Origin of the sequence: Nocardioides sp. NPDC023903 (assembly GCF_040639295.1) — a bacterium.
Classification (GTDB): Bacteria; Actinomycetota; Actinomycetes; order Propionibacteriales; family Nocardioidaceae; genus Nocardioides.
In genome coordinates, this window is sequence record NZ_JBEZZS010000023.1 from 1 (window position 1) to 17,110 (window position 17,110).

General features: G+C 70.5%; 16 protein-coding genes. 7 read left to right on the plus strand and 9 right to left on the minus strand.

Annotation, left to right across the window (positions count from 1 at the left end; all coding sequences use genetic code 11):
- Nucleotides 1–111: 111 nt before the first annotated feature.
- The 6 genes from AB0F44_RS20935 to AB0F44_RS20960 form a co-directional block, all read right to left on the minus strand.
- On the minus strand, nt 112–963 hold the full coding sequence (locus tag AB0F44_RS20935) for an aldo/keto reductase (RefSeq protein WP_357358626.1): 852 nt from the start codon (nt 961–963) through the stop codon (nt 112–114).
- A gap of 50 nt (nt 964–1,013) precedes the next feature.
- On the minus strand, nt 1,014–1,607 hold the full coding sequence (locus tag AB0F44_RS20940) for a hypothetical protein (RefSeq protein ID WP_357358627.1): 594 nt from the start codon (nt 1,605–1,607) through the stop codon (nt 1,014–1,016).
- Nucleotides 1,608–1,676: 69 nt separating this feature from the next.
- Nucleotides 1,677–4,640 (minus strand): AAA family ATPase, encoded by a 2,964-nt coding sequence (locus AB0F44_RS20945; protein WP_357358628.1) that lies wholly within the window; start codon nt 4,638–4,640, stop codon nt 1,677–1,679.
- Nucleotides 4,641–4,657: 17 nt separating this feature from the next.
- A complete protein-coding gene (locus AB0F44_RS20950) occupies nt 4,658–4,798 on the minus strand; it encodes a hypothetical protein (RefSeq protein WP_160026607.1) in 141 nt (46 codons plus the stop codon).
- Between the two features lie 90 nt (nt 4,799–4,888).
- A complete protein-coding gene (locus AB0F44_RS20955; RefSeq protein WP_357358629.1) occupies nt 4,889–7,867 on the minus strand; it encodes an AAA family ATPase in 2,979 nt (992 codons plus the stop codon).
- A gap of 57 nt (nt 7,868–7,924) precedes the next feature.
- Nucleotides 7,925–8,047 (minus strand): hypothetical protein, encoded by a 123-nt coding sequence (locus tag AB0F44_RS20960; RefSeq protein WP_350659950.1) that lies wholly within the window; start codon nt 8,045–8,047, stop codon nt 7,925–7,927.
- A 166-nt stretch (nt 8,048–8,213) separates the two neighbouring features.
- Between AB0F44_RS20960 and AB0F44_RS20965 the strand changes: the two genes are divergently transcribed.
- The gene (locus AB0F44_RS20965) at nt 8,214–8,810 is read left to right on the plus strand and encodes a nitroreductase family protein (RefSeq protein WP_357358630.1); all 597 of its coding nucleotides are present in this window, start codon (nt 8,214–8,216) and stop codon (nt 8,808–8,810) included.
- 173 nt (nt 8,811–8,983) lie between these two features.
- The gene (locus tag AB0F44_RS20970; protein WP_357358631.1) at nt 8,984–9,346 is read left to right on the plus strand and encodes a hypothetical protein; all 363 of its coding nucleotides are present in this window, start codon (nt 8,984–8,986) and stop codon (nt 9,344–9,346) included.
- Here the strand turns inward: AB0F44_RS20970 and AB0F44_RS20975 are convergent.
- Together AB0F44_RS20975 and AB0F44_RS20980 are read right to left on the minus strand one after the other, a co-directional pair.
- The gene (locus AB0F44_RS20975) at nt 9,326–9,880 is read right to left on the minus strand and encodes a dihydrofolate reductase family protein (RefSeq protein ID WP_357358632.1); all 555 of its coding nucleotides are present in this window, start codon (nt 9,878–9,880) and stop codon (nt 9,326–9,328) included. The two genes, AB0F44_RS20970 and AB0F44_RS20975, sit on opposite strands and share 21 nt — an antisense overlap.
- Nucleotides 9,880–10,545 (minus strand): dihydrofolate reductase family protein, encoded by a 666-nt coding sequence (locus AB0F44_RS20980; protein ID WP_357358633.1) that lies wholly within the window; start codon nt 10,543–10,545, stop codon nt 9,880–9,882. The genes AB0F44_RS20975 and AB0F44_RS20980 overlap by 1 nt, the downstream gene beginning before the upstream one ends.
- A 108-nt stretch (nt 10,546–10,653) precedes the next feature.
- On the opposite strand from AB0F44_RS20980, the gene AB0F44_RS20985 reads away from it, so the two are divergent.
- Nucleotides 10,654–11,142 carry a helix-turn-helix domain-containing protein gene (locus AB0F44_RS20985; RefSeq protein ID WP_357358634.1) on the plus strand — a complete coding sequence of 163 codons (489 nt, stop codon included), beginning with the start codon at nt 10,654–10,656 and terminating at the stop codon, nt 11,140–11,142.
- A 9-nt stretch (nt 11,143–11,151) separates the two neighbouring features.
- Here AB0F44_RS20985 and AB0F44_RS20990 read toward each other — a convergent pair whose 3' ends face one another.
- Nucleotides 11,152–12,360 carry a GTPase gene (locus tag AB0F44_RS20990; protein ID WP_357358635.1) on the minus strand — a complete coding sequence of 403 codons (1,209 nt, stop codon included), beginning with the start codon at nt 12,358–12,360 and terminating at the stop codon, nt 11,152–11,154.
- A gap of 35 nt (nt 12,361–12,395) precedes the next feature.
- Between AB0F44_RS20990 and AB0F44_RS20995 the strand changes: the two genes are divergently transcribed.
- From AB0F44_RS20995 to AB0F44_RS21010, 4 genes are read left to right on the plus strand one after another with little or no spacing between them, the layout of a single operon-like run.
- Nucleotides 12,396–13,685 carry a C39 family peptidase gene (locus tag AB0F44_RS20995; RefSeq protein ID WP_357358636.1) on the plus strand — a complete coding sequence of 430 codons (1,290 nt, stop codon included), beginning with the start codon at nt 12,396–12,398 and terminating at the stop codon, nt 13,683–13,685.
- Between the two features lie 53 nt (nt 13,686–13,738).
- Nucleotides 13,739–15,043: a M20/M25/M40 family metallo-hydrolase gene (locus AB0F44_RS21000; protein WP_357358637.1), complete on the plus strand. Its 1,305-nt coding sequence runs from the start codon at nt 13,739–13,741 to the stop codon at nt 15,041–15,043.
- Nucleotides 15,040–16,479, plus strand: a complete 1,440-nt coding sequence (locus AB0F44_RS21005; RefSeq protein ID WP_357358638.1) for an MFS transporter — start codon at nt 15,040–15,042, stop codon at nt 16,477–16,479. Before AB0F44_RS21000 ends, AB0F44_RS21005 begins: the two co-directional genes overlap by 4 nt.
- Nucleotides 16,480–16,503: 24 nt before the next feature.
- Nucleotides 16,504–17,043 (plus strand): DUF1992 domain-containing protein, encoded by a 540-nt coding sequence (locus tag AB0F44_RS21010; protein WP_357358639.1) that lies wholly within the window; start codon nt 16,504–16,506, stop codon nt 17,041–17,043.
- Nucleotides 17,044–17,110: the final 67 nt, after the last annotated feature.

Sequence of the window (17,110 nt, forward strand, 5' to 3'; positions counted from 1 at the left end):
CACGGACGCCGTGATCAGGGCGCGCACGGACAGCCCCCGGCTCGGCGGGGGCGGTGTGGTCCCGGGAGGCTGAGGGTCAGTCGTCGTCATGGCGACTCGGCGCTTGCTGCGTCAGAAGGACGGGATCCAGTCGAAGGTGTCGGGGTTGGGGCCGGAGCGGCCGGACTCGCCCTTGTCGAGAGCCGCGAGGGCGGCGACCTGGTCGTCGGTCAGCTCGAAGTCGAAGATCGCCAGGTTCTCCTCGAGCCGCTCGCGGCGTACGGACTTGGGGAAGACGATGTCGCCGCGGTCGATCTGCCAGCGGAGCAGGACCTGGGCGGGCGACTTGCCGTGGGCGGAGGCGATCTCGGCGACCACCGGGTCGGTGAGCTCACCGCCGCCCTGTCCGAGCGGGGACCACGACTCGACCTTCGCGCCGTGGGCCAGGGTGGCGGCACGAGCGGCCTCGTTGGCGAAGTAGGGGTGGACCTCGATCTGGTTGACCGCGGGGGCCACGCCCGTCTCGGCGACGATCTTGTCGAGGTGGTCGGGCTGGAAGTTGGAGACGCCGACGGAGGTGGTCAGACCCGCCTCGCGGAGGCCGACGAGGGCCTCCCAGGTCTTCGCGTACGTCCCGTCGTACTGCGTCGGCAGCGGCCAGTGGATCAGGAACAGGTCGACGCGGTCCAGGCCGAGCAGCTCGAGCGACCTCTCCAGCGATGCCTTGGCCTTGGCCGGGTCGTGCTGGGAGTTGTTGAGCTTGGTGGTGACGTAGAGGTCCTCGCGGGCGAGGCCGGCGCTCTTCAGCGCGGCGCCGACTCCGGCCTCGTTCTGGTACATCTGCGCGGTGTCGATGTGGCGGTAGCCGACCTCGAGAGCCTGGCTCACCACCTGCTCGGTCTCGTCCTGGGGGACCTGCCAGACGCCGAGACCGAACTGCGGGATCGAAGTGCCGTCATTGAGCTTGATCGTGGGAACCGTCATACCCACATACAACCAAGCGTCCAATGGCCTATTCCATCCTCGGCTCCGCCTCAGCCGATCGTCACGGTCACCACGTTGGAGTAGGTGCCGGTGTCGATGTCCTTCATCCGGAACTTGTGCTTCCCGACCCGGCCGGACTGGATCGGGGTGGAGAACTGCTCGCCGGTGACCGGTACGTCCGGGATCCCGAAATCCTCCCAGCCCTGACCGTCGTTGCGCTCCAGGCGGAGGATCGCGCCCTCACCGCCGGGGTAGATCCCGGTGAGATCGATCCGCTCCATCGGCTCCGCCGCGACGGTGCCGGCCTGGAGGGTGATCTCCTTCGCCGGCTTCTCCACGACCGACTTGGAGGGCGACGGGCTCGTGGAGGCCGTGCCCGCCTGCTTCTCCGGAGCGCTCGTGGGCGACGCGTTGAGCGTGATCGCCGGACCGCTCGCGGTCTTGGTCGGCTTCGGCGACGGCGCGTAGAGCGAGGCGCCGGCGTCCGGGTCGGTGGCCTGGTCGTCGGCGGAACCGCCGCCACCGAGCCCCAGGATGTTGGCACCGACAAACATCGCGATCCCGACGATCAGCCCCACCCCCACCGCGACCGCCACGAGCGCCGTGACTCCGGCTGCGATCGGGTGCTGCCCGCCCTGCTTCACATCTGCTCCTCGACCCGCCTGTGGTGATGGTGACAATTCAGCCACACGTTGCTATCGGGCACCACAAGTTCAGCTGATCAGCTGCTGTCGGCGCGCAATAGCGGCCGCCTCCGTGCGGCTCCCGGCGCCCAGCTTGCCGAGGATGTTGGAGACGTGCACGGAAACCGTCTTCGTGGAGATGAACAGCTGCTTGCCGATCTCGCCGTTGCTGCGTCCCGCGGCCACCAGTGTCAGGATCTCGCTCTCCCGCGGCGTCAGCGACGTCGACGTCGCCTGCTGCTGCTTGACCGCCGTCGCGCCGAGCGATCTCAGCTCGTCGAGCAACGGCTGCAGCCCGAGCCGCTTCGCGGTCGTCCGGGCCTTGTCGGCGGTCACCCGCGATCCGGCCACGTCACCCGTGGCCCGCTGGATGGTGGCGTACGTCGTCCGGACCGCGGCCAGACCTGGAACATCGCCGTAGGCCTCCACCTGCTGCTCGGCGCGCTCCCATGCCGCCAGCAGCGACTCCTGGGGCGGGGCTTCGATGCCGGCCAGCCAGTGGACGCGGAGCACCTCCGCCTCCAGCCGGGCGGTCCAGGAGCGGCCCTCCGGGCCCCACTCTCCAGGCTCGTACTGCGCGACCACCTGCTCGCCGTCGCTGTGCAGCCCGTCGACAGCCTCCACCAACGCGGGCCAGCGCGCCGCCGGCAGAGAGGGCAGCATCTGCGCGATCCCTGAGGCGGCCACGACCGCCAACCGCACCCGGCCGCCGAACCACTCGGTCCAGAACTGGGAGAGGGTCTCGACCGCGTCCGCGTAGACCTTGAGCACTCCCTCGGGATCGCCGGCACGGGCCCGCGCGGTCATCTCCACGACCGAGCCGTAGAGGGCGATCAGGCCCTCCTGCGTCCAGAACGGTCGCAACGCGTTGGCGGCCTCACCGACCGATGCCCCCTGCGCCTGCTCCATCATCATCCGGAGCATGTCGAGGAGCGCGACCGGGATCGGCGGTGCGTCGGGCAGGTTGCCGCCGGTCAGCGTGAGCGCCTCGTCCCACTCCCCCAGGACCATCTGGATCCGGACGATGTCGGAGCGGGCCCCGGCAACGTAGGGCGACCACTGCAGCGACTCCCCGCCGGCCTCGTCGATCACCGCCCTGAACCACCTCAGCGCCTCAGGGTAGTCGCCGGCCTCGTCATAAGAGCGGCCGAGCGTGTAGAGCCCCCGGCTGACGGCGTACGTCGATCCGACCTGCCGCGCCTGGTCGATCGTCTCGCGCAGCACCTGCCGGAAGCCCTCGACCTTGTCGCCACCACCGCGGCCGGTGCGGACCTTGAGCATCGACAGGCTGGTGGCCATGTCGGAGGCGAGCTTGGAGAGGCTGTGCCGCTCGGCGATCTCGATGCCCTCCAGCCCGACGGCCTCGGCCTCCTCGCTGCGACGGTAGGTCACCAGGGTGCGGGTGCGCACGGCCAGGACGGAGCACCGCACCTTCGGCTCGGCGTCGGCCGGGAGCGCGACCATCGCGTCGTGGGAGTAGGTGAGCGGGTCGCCGTTCTCCATGAGGAGGGCCGCCTCGGCTCGGGTCGCGAGCAGCAGCGCCCGGCCCACCGACGGACCGGCCGAAATGGCGTCAAGCCGCTCGGCCAGGATCGCGTCGGCGCGCGATGGCAGCCCGGCGAGGATGAGGGTATCGGCGGCGCGCTCGTAGACCCGGTCCAGGTTGACCGCGGCCGCCTTGGTGACCTTCGGGTCGGCGGCCAGGCCCAATGCCTTCTCGTAGTGATGGGCCGCCTCGCCCACACCACTGACGCTGCGGGCCTCCTCGGCCGCGGCGATGCGTGCTCGCAGCGCGGTCGCCAGGTCGCCGGCGTGCTTGGCGTGCAGCGCGAGCTCCGCGGCGGCCCCCAGGCCGGGCGTCTCCTTCAGCACCTCGGCGAACCGGGCGTGCAGACGCACCCGCTCGCCGGGCAGCAGGTCGTCGTAGACCGCCTCGGCGAGCAGCGCGTGGCGGAACGTGTAGCGGGAGCCGGTCGGCTCGAGCACCTTCTGCTCGACCGCGGTGCGCAGCGCGTCGTCGAGCTCGTCGGTCTTCATCTCGGTCACCGCGGCGAGCAGCTCGTGGGTGACCCGTCGGCCCGCGATGCTCGCCGTGCGGACCACGTTCCGGGCCGAGCCGTCGAGCCGGTCCAGACGCACCAGCAGCAGGTCGGCGAGGTCAACCGGGAGGTCCTCGTCGCAGCCGGCCTGGACCAGCTCCTCGACGAAGAACGCGTTGCCCTCGGCGCGACGTACGACTCGCTCGGCGTCGACCTTGCCGGGGGCCAGCTCGTGGACCAGCAGTCGCACCGAGTCGTCGGAGAGCGGCTCGAGGACGATCCGCTCGACGTCGGGCAGGCGGCCCCACTCGCCGACCTGGCGGCGCAGCGGGTGGCGGCGGTGGATGTCGTCGGCGCGGTAGGACGCGACCATCGCGACGGGGCCGACGTAGGGCCGGGTGAAGAGGTAGGTCAGCAGGTCGCGGGTGGACTGGTCGGCCCAGTGGGTGTCCTCGACCACGACCAGCAGCGGCGCCTTCTCGGCGGCCGCCTCGAAGAGGGTGTGGACGGCGTCGAAGAGCTGCCCGCGGTCGGTGCCGGTCGGAGCGGCTCCCTGGTTGGCGCCCATCACGCGGCGTACGGGCCTCAGCCTGGCCAGTGCCGGGTAGTCGGCCGCCACCCGCTCGACGACGTCGGGCAGGTCCGCGACGATGCGGTCGAGGATCTCCGAGAACGGCATGTACGCCACGGCGCTCTCGCCGAAGTCGACGCAGTGTCCCGCGTGCACCTGCCAGCCGTCGGAGACGGCACTGTCGCGCAGCGCGGTGAGCAGGCGCGTCTTCCCGACGCCGGCGTCGCCGGCGAGGAGCACGTGCTGGCGCCGGGCCTCGGTGGTCGAGGCGACTCCGAGCAGCCCGGTGAGGGTCCGCAACTCAGGGTCGCGGCCTACGAATGACCGAGCACTTTGCGCCATGTCCCCTATCATCGCGCCTCCGGGCCCGGGATTCTCCCGCATTACCGACCTCCGAGGACTCAGTTGTGTATCGAGTCCATCCGGCGCGGACGGCGGCGCTTCACCTGGCGGGCGAGCCGGTCGGCCGCGGTCGCGCGGCGAATGGTCTGCTGGCGGTAGGCCAGCTCGGCGTCGTAGCTGATCTGGTTGGTGTAAGTCATGCATCAAGCCTCTGCCCCTGAGGTAGCACCACGCATGAGGCGGCTGCCTTAGGCGTACGTCAGGGGTGCCTCATTCGGCCGTGATGAGCGTCACTCCACCAGCCCCTGGCGGCGTCCGATGGCCGCGGCCTCGGTGCGCCCGGAGGCGCCGAGCTTGGCCAGGATGTTGGAGACGTGGACGGAGACGGTCTTGGTCGAGATGAACAGCTGCTTGCCGATCTCGCCGTTGCTGCGCCCGGCCGCGACCAGAGCGAGGATCTCGCTCTCCCGGGCGGTCAGCTGGCCGGAGGGACCGGCTGTCGACCGCTGCGGCGTGGTGCCGAGGGTGAGCAGGTGGTCGAGAAGCGGTCGAGCGCCGAGCCGCTTCGCCGCGTCCCTGGCCTGATCAGCCAGTACACGAGCGCCGGCGGTGTCGCCGCCGGCCCGCAGGATCTCGGCGAGCCGGACCCGCGACCAGGCGAGCTCGTGGACGTGCGGATAGGCCTCGAAGGCGGCCACGGTCTCGCGCCACGCCTCGACGAGCTCGGCCTGTTCGGGTACAGAGACGCCGGCCAGCCAGTGGGCGCGGAGCCCCTCGGCCCGCAGCCGCGCCGACCACGCCTGCCCCTCCAGCCCCCACGGTTGCTCCGTCTCGACGGGTCGCGTGCCCGCCTCGAGGATGCGGTCCACCTGCGCCATCACCTGCGGGCGCGCCCCGACGGGGAGGTCCGGGACGGCGGAGCCGATCGCACCTACGGCGATCGCCGAGAGCCGGGCGTGGGCGCCGAACCACTTTCCCCAGCCGGTGGTGAGAGCCGCGACACCGGCGTCGTAGCCCTCGATCGCCCCGTCGATGTCGCCACGAGCCGCGGCGGCCCTGATCTCCACCGGCGCCGACTCGCTGGCGGTCGCCACCTCCTGCTTCCACGACGGCCGCAGGCGCCGTGCCTCGGCGCCGACGTCGGCGCCGCGGGCCTGCTCGATCATCAGCCGCTTGGACTCCAGCCACGGCCACAGCGCCGGCGGGATGCCGTACGCGTCGGTCAGCGCGAGCGCCTCGTCCCATCGGCCGGTGATGTGGAGATGGTCGAGCCAGGCGATCCGGGCGTCGAAGGCGTACGGCGCCCAGGGGACGCCCCGCTCCACGCTGAGCTCGAAGGCGCTGCGGTAGCTCTCGCCGGCCTCGTCGAGACGGTCGGCCGCGTCGAGGGCGAAAGCCAGCTGGAGCCGGGCGCGAAACTCCGGGTGCAGCGCGCCGACCTTGGCGGCCCGCGCTACAGCCGTACGCAGCGGCTCGATCCAGAGCTGAGGCGGCCGCCCCCACGACCCGGCCAGCGTCGCCGCGACCTCCGCGGCGAGGCCCGTCCGGCCGAGCTCCTCGGCCAGCGCCAGCGCCTCCCGGCCGGCCTTCTCGGCGTCGTCGTAGCGGCGGTAGATCATCAGCGACCGGGCGTATGCGGCGAGTAGTCGCGCGCGCACCAACGGTGGGGCGTCCTCGGGCAGCTCGGCCACCGCCTTCTCCGCGAGCGCCCCCACCCGGACATCGTTGACGTAGGCGAAGCTGGTCTCGATCTCGACCGTCATCAGCTGCGCACGCCACAGACCGGGCGCGTCGGCCGGGAGCGATTCTCGCTGTTCACGGGCCAGTTTCCCGGCCCGGTCGGCGTGCCCGGCGGCCACCATCGCGTCGCTGGCCTTGACCACCAGGTCGACGAGGCGCTGGGTGTCACGCTCGGAGTCGGCACGACCGGCCAGCTGGGCGATCGCCTGCTGATAGTGCTGGGAGGCCTCGTCGGGACCACCGGCGGCAGCCGCCTCGTCCCCGGCGGCGATACCGGCGGTGAGCGCGGTCTCGTGGTCGCCGGCGAGACGGGCGTGGCGCGCGAGGCCGGCCGCGCTGCCAGTCGTGATGTCGCGGCTCAGCGCCTCGACGTACCGCTGATGGAGCCGGACCCGCTCGCCCGGCAGCAGGTCGTCATAGACCGCCTCGCCGAGCAGCGCGTGCCGAAAGACGTAGTAGCCGTCATCGCGCGGCACCAGGATCGCGCGCTCGATCGCCTGCCTCAGCCCGGCGTCGAGGGTGGCGCGGTTCAGACCGGCGACGGCCTCGAGGAGCTCGTCGCTGACGTCGCGCCCGGCGGCGCTGGCGGTGTCGACCACCTCACGCGCGGTCGCGTCGAGCTGGTCCAGCCGGATCAGGAGCAGGTCGGCGAGGTCCCAGGGCAGCTCGTCGGCGCCGGCGGCCTGCACCAGCTCCTCGACGAAGAAGGCGTTGCCGTCGGCGCGACGTACGACGCTCTCGACGTCGACCCCGTCGGCGAGCTCACCGGCGAGCTCGCCGACCAGGACGCGTACGTCATCGTCCGAGAGCCTGCCGAGGTGGAACCGCTCGACCGAGGGCAGCCGGGTCCACTCGGCGAGCTGGCGGCGCAGCGGGTGGCGGCGGTGGAGGTCGTCGGCGCGGTAGGAAGCGAGGATCGTGACCGGGCCGTCGAACGGCCGGGTGAAGAGGAAGGTCAGCAGGTCACGGGTGGACTGGTCGGCCCAGTGGGTGTCCTCGACCACGACCAGCAGCGGCGCCTTCTCGGCCGCGCGCTCCAGGAGTGCGTGGATCGCGGCGAAGAGGTTGCCCCGGTCGAGCGCCTCCTGGACGGCGGTGTCAGCCCCGCCGAGCGCACGGGCCACGGGCGCCATCCGCAGGAGCGCCGGATGTACGTCGGCGACCTGGGCGACCACGTCGGGCAGCGCGGTGGTGATGTTGTCGAGGATCTCGGTGAAGGGCAGGTAGGCCTCGGCGCTGTCACCGAAGTCGAGGCAGTGGCCGACCAGCACCTGCCGACCGTCGGCAGCGGCACGGCCGCGGAGCTCGCGCAGGATCCGGGTCTTCCCGACACCGGCGTCGCCCGCGAGGAGGACGTGCCTGCGCCCGCCCGGCTGCATGGCGCCGTCCAATCCAGCCAGCCCCGCCAGCATCTCCAGGTCGGCGTCACGCCCGACCAGCCTCTCGGCACTCTGCGCCATGGACGCAATCATCGCGCCTCCCGACAACACCGGGTCGGCCCAGGGGTCGAAGCTGCGTGCTCCGGACATGAAGCAACGCCGAGCGGGATCTCTCCTGCTCGGCGTTGATGGTCCCGCGCCCGCATCTCAGCGGGTGCGGTTGCGTCGCGCCTGACGAGCCTCGCTCGCCCGCTGGCGCTTGGCCAGGTCCTTCTGGATCTGCTGGCGGCGGTACTTGACCTCTGCTTCGTAACCTACGGTGCTGTACATCTCGATCTCCTGCTGAGTTGTCCTGCTGCGGTGTCCTGCTGACATCGAGAACACTCCTCCGCTGAGGTAGGCACCCGAATCGGTCGCGCGCCCTACTTACCGACCCGGGCGCCTTACTTTCGGACCTAGGGCAGGCGCTCCACGCCTTAGACGGGACACTGGGCCTATGGAGTTCTCCGAGGTCGTACGTCGCCGCAAGATGGTCCGCAGCTACACCAGCGATCCGGTGGACCCGGCGGTGATCGACAAGATCCTGCACAACGCCACCCGGGCGCCGTCGGCGGGCTTCTCCCAGGGCTGGGCGTTCCTCGTGCTCGACACCCCCGAGGACGTACGCGGCTACTGGGAGGCCACCGCCGACGTGAACGACCCCGACAAGTGGCTGACCGGGATGATGACGGCGCCGGTGATCGTGATCCCGTGCTCCTCCAAGGCGGCCTACCTCGACCGGTACGCGCAGCCCGACAAGGGCTGGACCGACCGCGACGAGGCCCACTGGCCGATGCCGTTCTGGCACATGGACACCGCGATGGCGACCATGCTGATCCTGCAGACCGTGGTCGACGAGGGCCTAGGCGCCCTCTACTTCGGAATCCCGCCGGAGGCCGACGCCGCGGTCCGCAAGGCGTTCGACATCCCCGACGCCTTCGACCCGATCGGTGCCGTCACCATCGGCCACCCCGCGTCCGGCGGCGCCAAGGGCTCCCCCACCCGCCGCAAGCGCACCCCTCTCGAGGACGTCGTCCACCGCGGCCGCTGGTGAGGGGCGCCGTCGCGGCCCCTCATCGGATTGACAGGCAATTCAGATCGAACTCACAGGTTCTCGCCGGACCGTCCTGCCACGATTGACTCCATTGGCGAGCACCGACCGATTCACGGGCGCATTCTCCGGCCGACGCCACCGAAACTCCGACTTTCGAGCGAGGAAATGCCCCGATGGAAATCGTCAAGAAAATGGCAGTGTGGGCGGGCATCGTGTTCACCGGGCTGTGCGGAATCGTGCTGCTCGGTGGTGGCAAGATCACGTCCGGAACCATGCTGGTCACGCTGACCTTCGTCATGCTCCTACCGTTCTGGCGACGTACGGTTCCCCTGTGGGCTCGAGCGGGATTGATCTGCGTCTTGTTCGGCGTGGTGATCTGGAACATATCCACCACCGATCTTCCGGCACCTTCGAACGACATGGAAGTCGCCTGCACCGCCGATCAGCGCGTCTCGACTCCGTCGACCGGGTTCAAGTTCTTGGATCAGGTGACGTACATCTTCAACAGCTTCACGTCACAGGCGGAGTCTTCCTAGGGCTTCAGGGCGCACCGGTGCGTAGCGCAGGTCGACCTCCAGGTGCGGGTCGTCGCCGATGAGGTTGTGCAGCCGGATCGGCTCGGCGCCGCGGTTGTCGTAGAGGCGGATGCCGTCGCCCAAGAGAACCGGCGCGATGTGCAGGTCGATCTGGTCGATCAGGCCGCGCTCGAGGAGCTGGCGGCCGATGTCGGCGGAGTGGACCTCGACGTTCTTCCCCTCGGCCGCCTCGATCGCGATCCGCAGCGCCTCGCCGACGTCGCAGCTGAGGAAGGTGACGTGCTCCTGCGGCCGGGCGTCCTCGGGGTGGTGGGTGAGGATGAAGACCGGACCCCGCCAGTCCCCGTACGGCATCGCGTCGGGGTAGGCATCGTGACCATTGCGGCCGCCCAGGACGGCGCCGAGCTGCGAGGAGTACGCCTCCTCGACCCCGGGCTGTCCGGTGACGTCGCTCAGCCAGGCCAGCCCTGGCTCACGGCCGTCGACGAAGCCGTCGAGCGACATCGAGAAGTGCCACAGCACCTTGCCGCTCATCACGAGACCTGCGTCCGGTCGAAGGTGATGTGGGTGACGCCGCTCGGGGTCGTGGTCGAGGCCACCTCGTAGCCGTCCTCCAGCGCCTCCAACCCGTCCCACAGCCGTACGCCACGGCCCAGGATGATCGGGACGACGGCGACGTGCAGGTGGTCGACGAGACCGGCCGCCAGGAAGTCGCGGAGCGAGGACGGGCCGCCGCCGATGCGTACGTCCTGGCCGGCGGCCGCGTCCTTCGCCTCCGCCAGCACCTCCTCGATGGGCGCGTTGCGGAAGTGGAACGTGGTGCCGCCCTTCATCTCGATCGACTCGCGGGGCTGATGGGTGAGCACGTAGGTGGGCGTGTGGAACGGCGGTTCCTCGCCCCACCAGCCGGTCCACTCGGCGTCGTCCTGCCATCCCGGAGGGCCGAACTTGCCGGCGCCCATGATCTCGGCGCCGATGCCCTCCCAGGATCGAGCGGCGAAGGCGTCGTCGGGATCGGCGGCCGGGTCGACCTCCATCCGCTCCCGGTGTCCGGTCGCGCTCTGGAAGGTCCTGGTCGGGAAGAACCACTCCATCAGCCGCATGCCGGCGTGGCCGAAGGGCGCCTCCAGGCTCTGGCCCTCGCCGGTGGCGAAGCCGTCCAGCGAGATGCCGATGGTGTGAGCACGTACGAGTGACATGTGGATCTCCCTCGATTCAGAGTGATTGCACTTTGCAATCACTGCGACCGAGAGTAGACTCAGCGATTGCAGATTGCAACCACTATTTCCGAGTGCAGGAGACGCCGAGTGAGCGAGCCCAGATCGGGGTGCCCGATCAACGCAGCCGTGGAGGTCTTCGGAGACCCCTGGTCGGTGATCGTGCTGCGCGACGTGATGTTCGGGAACCGTCGCTACTTCCGCGAGCTGCTCAGCAGCTCCGAGGAGGGCATCGCCTCCAACATCCTCAGCAGCCGGCTGAAGAAGCTCGTTGAGGGCGGCCTGCTCACCAAGGAGGAGGCCGGTCGCGGCCAGAAGGCCGCCTACGCGCTGACCGAGGCAGGCATCCAGACGCTGCCGATCATGGTCGCCCTCGGCAACTGGGGGCTCGCCCATCGCGACGGCACCCGGCAGCTCAGGGTCCGCGCGGAGCTGCTCCGCGATGCCGGCCCCGAGATGGTGGAGTCATTCATGGACGAGCTGCGCGAGCTCCACCTGGGCACACCGCGCCCCGACCCGGACGCTCAACGGGCGAGCGAGCAGCTCGCCGCGGCGTACGAAGCGGCTATGGCGGAGTGAGCCGGAGCCTCACTTCTCCTTGGCGTGGAGCTTCAGCTTCGAGATCTGGTTCTTCAGCTCGTCGAGGAAGAGCGACCTGATGCTCTCGGTGTCGAGTGCGCCGTTGACCCCACGCAGCTTGCCCTCCCCGAGCCTGACGCAGACGGCCGACCAGGCGGCGCCGATGGCGCCGGTGAAGCCCGCGGCGACGGTGGCGTTGATCGCGCCGCCGCCGACGGTGCCGAACCCGGGGATCATCTTGAGCAGGTTGCCGGCCACGGTGCGTCCGGCCTGGGTGGCGGCCGCGGTGGCCGCGATCGAGGCCATCGCGGCCCTGTCGACCTCGATGCCGTAGATCGCCGAGATGCGCGCCATCATCCCGAGCTGGATCGGCACCAGGATGACGGCGTCGGAGAACGGGATCGGGGTGGCTCCGGCCGCCCCGGCCGCGGTCGCGGCGCCCGCGATCACGGTGTTCGCCTGCTCCTGCTTCCGCTTGAGATCCACCCTCTGCGCCGCCGTGAGGGCCTCCTCGACCCCTGCAGGCGCGCATCGAAAGGTGGCATCGACGAGCTCCTGCAGCCCGTGGACCTGGTGGCCGGCGAAGTCGTCGGCCTTGGCGTTGGTCAGGTAGACCCGGGCGCCGTGCACAGGCAGCCCGCGCGCGTCGATCTGCTGGGCGAACTCGACCGCGTCCGGGTGGTAGGCACCGGTCGGCGAGGTCGGCACCTGGGTCATCACCAGCACCACCGGCAGCCCCAGGTCGGCGAGCTTCTGGATGAACGCGGCCTCGGTGTCCTCGAAGCGGCGGTCGGCGAAACGCACGGCGTACCAGGCGACGTGGACCTGCTCGGACTGCGGCTTGCGGCGCCGCTCCTGGATCAACCTGGCGAGGTCCTTGATCACTCGGTCGCCCTCGACGCCGATCTCCAGGCCCTGGGTGTCGAGCAGCCCGAAGAAGCCGCTGGTGTGCAGGTAGAGCGTGGACTCCTTCGTCACCGGCTCGCCGATCCCGGTCTTCGCCACCTCGGCGCCGAAGACGGCGTTGACCAGCGTCGACTTGCCGACCCCGGTCTTGCCGAAGACGGCGAGGTTGAACCGGCCGATCTCCTTGGCGGACTCGGAGTACCTCTTGTGGAACTCGTCCTTGAACCAGCCGTCGGATGCGAAGTTGTTCACGACGACCAGGATGCCAGCCGGCACCGAAGTTTCCGGGGTGTCGGACTGTTGAATTGTCATGGCCGGGCCCTCGGAGGAGGAATAGCGTGCCGGGCATGAGCCCTCGGTCCCGCCTCGCGTACGTTGCCGCCCTCGCCGCCGCAGTCGTCCTGGTCGCGCCCACGACTCCGGTCCACGCGGCCGAGCCTGAGACCCAGCCCACCGATATCACCCTCACCCGGTGGAACAGCCTCGAAGACTTCGCGAAGGGCAGGTCGAGCAACCTGCGCCCGGACCGGCACGGCACCCTCCGGATCGGCGGCGGCAGCGAGACGACGGCCTATACCGACCCCTTCGGCGACGGCACGGCCGAGACCTACGAGTACGGCACCTGGACCTCGCCCGTGGTCAGGACCGGATACGCGATCGATGAGTCGGTCACCTCGTGGGACGTCGACACCCCGACCGGCACCTGGGCCGAGATCCGGTTCCGCGGCCGGAAGGCGGACGGCACCTGGACGAAGTGGTTCGTGATGGGTCGCTGGACGGCCGGCGACGACTTCGCGGCCGGCGACATCCACCGCACCTCGGTCGAGGGACAGAGCGACACCGACGCGGCGCTCTACACCGACACGTACGTCGCCCGGACCGGCAAGGAGCCCGAGGCGTTCCAGACCAGCGTGACCCTGCTGCGCCCCGAGGGCGCGACCGTCTCCCCCAGCCTGCGAACGGTCTCGACGCTGACCAACGAATACCTGCCCGACTCCGCCTACCCCGGGACGAGCACGCCGACCCTCGACGACGCGGTCGACCTCAAGGTGCCGCCGTTCAGCCAGAACATCCACCGCGGTGAATACCCGGAGTTCGGTGGCGGCGGCCAGGTCTGGTGCTCGCCGACCTCGACCACGATGGTGCAGTACCACTGGGGTCACGAGGTCCCGGCGAGCGAGCTGGAGGACATCGACGCCCCCAACGGCGACCCGCAGGTCGACTACGCGGCGATCAACACCTGGGACTACGCCTACGAGGGCGCCGGCAACTGGCCGTTCAACACCGCCTACGCCGGCCGCTGGGGCCTGGACGGGTTCGTGACCCGACTGCGATCGCTGGCCGAGGCCGAGACCCTGGTCGCGGCTGGCTTCCCGCTGGTCATCTCCGCCAACTGGGAGCGCGAGGAGATGCCGGAGGCCGGCTACGGCACCGACGGCCACCTGCTGGTCATCGGCGGCTTCACCGCCGAGGGCGATCCGATCGTCTACGACCCCAACTACCCCTCCAACGACGAGGTGCGCAACGTCTACACCCGGGAGAACTTCGAGCGGGTCTGGCAGACCTCGACCGACGGGGTCACCTACGTCATCCACCCGCGCGACGTGAGGCTGCCCGGAAGCGCCACAAACTGGTGACGGAGTCGCCATCAGGGTGACCTGGGCCACCGTGGTCGGGCTAGGTTGCGGCCATGACACTCGATGCCGTTGCCGCTCTTCAGGCCGCACTTCGAGCCCCGACCGTCAACGACGGCTCCGGCGCGGAGGCGAAGGCGTTCGAGCAGCTCCACGAGGCGCTGCGCGAGCACTTCCCGCTGCTGCATTCGACCCTCGACCTCACCCCGGTCGGCGGGCACGGGCTCCTCTTCCGCTGGCCCGGCGCCTCGGCTGCGAAGCCGGTCGTCCTGATGGCCCACCAGGACGTCGTCCCGATCGCAGGCGTTTGGACCCATGACCCGTTCGGCGGCGAGATCGTCGACGGAGTGATCCACGGGCGCGGCACGCTCGACGACAAGGGCCAGCTCGTGGCGATCTGCGCCGCGGTCGAGGGGCTCCTCGCAGACGGGTTCGAGCCGGCGTACGACGTGTGGTTGTCGTTCGGCTCCGACGAGGAGACGACCGGCGCGGCCGCGAGGGCGGCCGTCCAGGAGCTCCGGAACCAGGCCGTCGAGCCGTGGTTCGTGCTCGACGAGGGCGGCGCGGTCGCGTTCGACGCCTTCCCGGGCGTCGCGGCGCCGATCGGGGTCGTCGGCGTCGCAGAGAAGGGCACCACCGACGTACGCCTCCGGGTGACCGGCGACGGCGGCCACTCCTCCACCCCACGCCAGAACGGCCCGACCGCGCGCCTGGCCCGCGCGATCACCCGGCTCGACCGCATGTCGATGCCGGTTCGGTTGCCGGCGCCGACGGTCGAGATGTTCGAGCAGATCGCGCCGTACGCAGCCAAGCCCCTGCGCCCCGTGCTGGCCAACGCCGGCCGGCTGGCGCCGGCACTGGCCCGGCTGCTGACCCGGCTGGGGCCCGAGCCCGCCGCGCTGGTGCGCACCACCGTCGCGATCACGACGCTCGAGGGCAGCCCAGCGGCCAACGTCATCGCCTCGGCCGCCTCGGCCGGGGTCAACCTGCGCATCATGGTCGGTGAGACGGTCGCTGAGGTCGTCGAGCGGCTGCGTGCCGCGATCGGCGACAAGCAGGTCGAGATCGAGGTCGTCCGGGCCGGCGAGCCGTCGCCAGTCTCGCCTCGCGACGAGGCGTTCTCGCTGGTCACCGACACCATCGCGGAGATCTTCCCGGAGGCCGTACCGGCTCCCTACACGGTCATGGCCGCGACCGACTCACGCTTCTTCTACGAGATCAGCGACCGGGTCTACCGGTTCGCGCCGTTCCGGATGACCGCCGCCCAGCGGGCCACCATCCACGCCGCCGACGAGAACATCAGGGTCGATGACTACCTCGATGGGATCCGCTTCTACCGAAGGTTGATCGAGTCATTGTGACCACTGAACATCAGCGCACCGGCCTCGAGAAGGCCGCTCGCGGAATCTGGGTGATCGTCGGCTTCCTGGTGGCCGTCGAGTTCGCCAGCGGCATCCTGCAGGGCTACTACACCCCGATCTTCTCCGATCTCGCCGACCATCTCGGCGTCTCCGACGCCGACCTCAACTGGCTCGAGGCCGGGCAGCTGATCGTCTCCGCGCTGTGCGTGCCACCGCTCGCCCGGCTCGGCGACCAGATCGGCCACAAGAAGGTGCTCCTGCTGGCGACCGGGATCACCGCGCTCGCCACCTGGTGGACCGTGGTCGCTCCCGACTTCGGCTCATTCCTCGTCGCCTGGTCGATCCAGGGCGCCTACGTCATCTGGCTGCCGCTCGAGGTCGCCATCGTCCACAAGCGCACCGGGGGCGACACCGCCCTGACCCGGCGGGCCGCCGGTGTCCTGGTCGGTGCGCTCCAGCTCTCGGTGATCATCGGCGCGGTCGCCGCCGGCGCCCTCGTCGGCATCCTCCCGATGTGGGCGATCCTCTCCTTCCCGGCCGTCGCCGTGACCGCTGTCTTCGTCGTCATCGCCGTCGGCATCGAGCCTGACTCCGGCACGAGTGGCGGCACCTTCGACTGGCTCGGGCTGACCGTGCTGACCCTCGTGCTCGGCCTGGTCATGGCCGGTCTCGTCGGCGTACGCGTCCTCGGGGCCGGGTCCGTGCTCGCCTGGGCACTCGTGGTGCTGGGGCTGCTCACGCTGGTCCCGTTCTGGCGCATCGAGACCGCGCTGGACGACGCCGGCCGGAGCGAGCCGCTGATCGACGTACGTCTGCTGGTCTCGCGCGGGCAGTGGCCGATCCAGCTCACCGCGTTCCTGTTCGGGATGTCGGTGCTGGGAGCGCAGATTCCGCTGTCGACCTTCGCGCGCACCGATCCCGCCGAGGCCGGCTTCGGGCTGGGCGCCGACGCGGCGTTCGTGTCGCTGCTGATCGCGGAGTACGTCATCGCGATGGCGATCTCCGCCTTCACCCTGCCGTTGTGGGCGCGGTTCCTCGGGCCGGTGCGGGCCCAGGCGGTCGCCTGCTTCCTGGTGGCCGCGGGCTACCTGATGTGGCTGCCGTTCCACGACTCCACCGCGCAGGGGCTGGTCAACATGGCCGTTGTCGGCCTCGGCTCGGGTGCCCTGGTGGCCTCGCTGCCCGCGGCGGCCGCCGCGGCCGCGCCGGCCTCCCGCACCGCGTTCGCGACCGGCATGACCAACGCCACCAAGACCGTCGGCGGCGCGATCGCCTCCGCGGTCTTCGCGATCGCGCTCGCCGCGGACGGATCGATCTCAGGCGAGGCGCACGCGCCGCTGTCGGGCTACCTCACGGTGTGGGCGGTGTGCGGCGTCACCGCCCTGATCGCCGGGCTGCTGCTCCTACTGCCCCGCCGCACAACCAGCGCTGGGTAAACTTTCCGCGCTGGAGGTGACCACATGCCCACGAGCGAAGACCGGCCCGAGGAGCGCCCGGAGACACAGGCGCCCCATCTCGACGATGCCGCGGGCAAGACCGCTGCCGCCGCCCGGATACAGAACCAGACCAAGTGGGTCGACCTCCAGGTGCAGCAGTCGATCCAGCGCGGTGAGTTCGACAACCTGCCCGGCGCCGGCAAGCCGATCAAGGACCTCGACCGCGACCACGATCCCGACTGGTGGGTCAAGCAGCTCGTCGAGCGCGAGCAGATCGTGGTGCTCCCCCGGTCCGTCCAGCTCCGCAAGGACGACGCCGAGCTCGACGGCCTCCTCGACACCCAGACCACCGAGGACGGCGCCCGCAGGATCGTCGAAGAGTTCAACGAGCGCGTCATCGCCGCCCGCTACGGCGCACCCGAGGGCCCGCCGCTGATCACCATGCCCCGCGACGTCGACGCCACCCTGGACGCCTGGCGCGAGCGCCGCGCCGCGCGGGTGGCAGCCGCCAAAGACGTACGCCGGCAGCAACCCCGAAAGCGGCCTTGGTGGCGCCGCCGCTGAGATCAGACCCCGAGAGGTCGATTTCTGACGGCGAATGGACCACTCGACGTCAGAAATCGACGCTTCG

Excerpts from the sequence above, each read along its gene's own strand:
- AB0F44_RS20935 (WP_357358626.1), bottom strand. The coding sequence starts at position 963 with ATGACGGTTCCCACGATCAAGCTCAATGACGGCACTTCGATCCCGCAG.
- AB0F44_RS20945 (WP_357358628.1), bottom strand. The coding sequence starts at position 4,640 with ATGCGGGAGAATCCCGGGCCCGGAGGCGCGATGATAGGGGACATGGCG.
- AB0F44_RS20950 (WP_160026607.1), bottom strand. The coding sequence starts at position 4,798 with ATGACTTACACCAACCAGATCAGCTACGACGCCGAGCTGGCCTACCGC.
- AB0F44_RS20955 (WP_357358629.1), bottom strand. The coding sequence starts at position 7,867 with ATGTCCGGAGCACGCAGCTTCGACCCCTGGGCCGACCCGGTGTTGTCG.
- AB0F44_RS20960 (WP_350659950.1), bottom strand. The coding sequence starts at position 8,047 with ATGTACAGCACCGTAGGTTACGAAGCAGAGGTCAAGTACCGCCGCCAG.
- AB0F44_RS20965 (WP_357358630.1), top strand. The coding sequence starts at position 8,214 with ATGGAGTTCTCCGAGGTCGTACGTCGCCGCAAGATGGTCCGCAGCTAC.
- AB0F44_RS20970 (WP_357358631.1), top strand. The coding sequence starts at position 8,984 with ATGGAAATCGTCAAGAAAATGGCAGTGTGGGCGGGCATCGTGTTCACC.
- AB0F44_RS20975 (WP_357358632.1), bottom strand. The coding sequence starts at position 9,880 with ATGAGCGGCAAGGTGCTGTGGCACTTCTCGATGTCGCTCGACGGCTTC.
- AB0F44_RS20980 (WP_357358633.1), bottom strand. The coding sequence starts at position 10,545 with ATGTCACTCGTACGTGCTCACACCATCGGCATCTCGCTGGACGGCTTC.
- AB0F44_RS20990 (WP_357358635.1), bottom strand. The coding sequence starts at position 12,360 with ATGACAATTCAACAGTCCGACACCCCGGAAACTTCGGTGCCGGCTGGC.
- AB0F44_RS20995 (WP_357358636.1), top strand. The coding sequence starts at position 12,396 with ATGAGCCCTCGGTCCCGCCTCGCGTACGTTGCCGCCCTCGCCGCCGCA.
- AB0F44_RS21000 (WP_357358637.1), top strand. The coding sequence starts at position 13,739 with ATGACACTCGATGCCGTTGCCGCTCTTCAGGCCGCACTTCGAGCCCCG.
- AB0F44_RS21010 (WP_357358639.1), top strand. The coding sequence starts at position 16,504 with ATGCCCACGAGCGAAGACCGGCCCGAGGAGCGCCCGGAGACACAGGCG.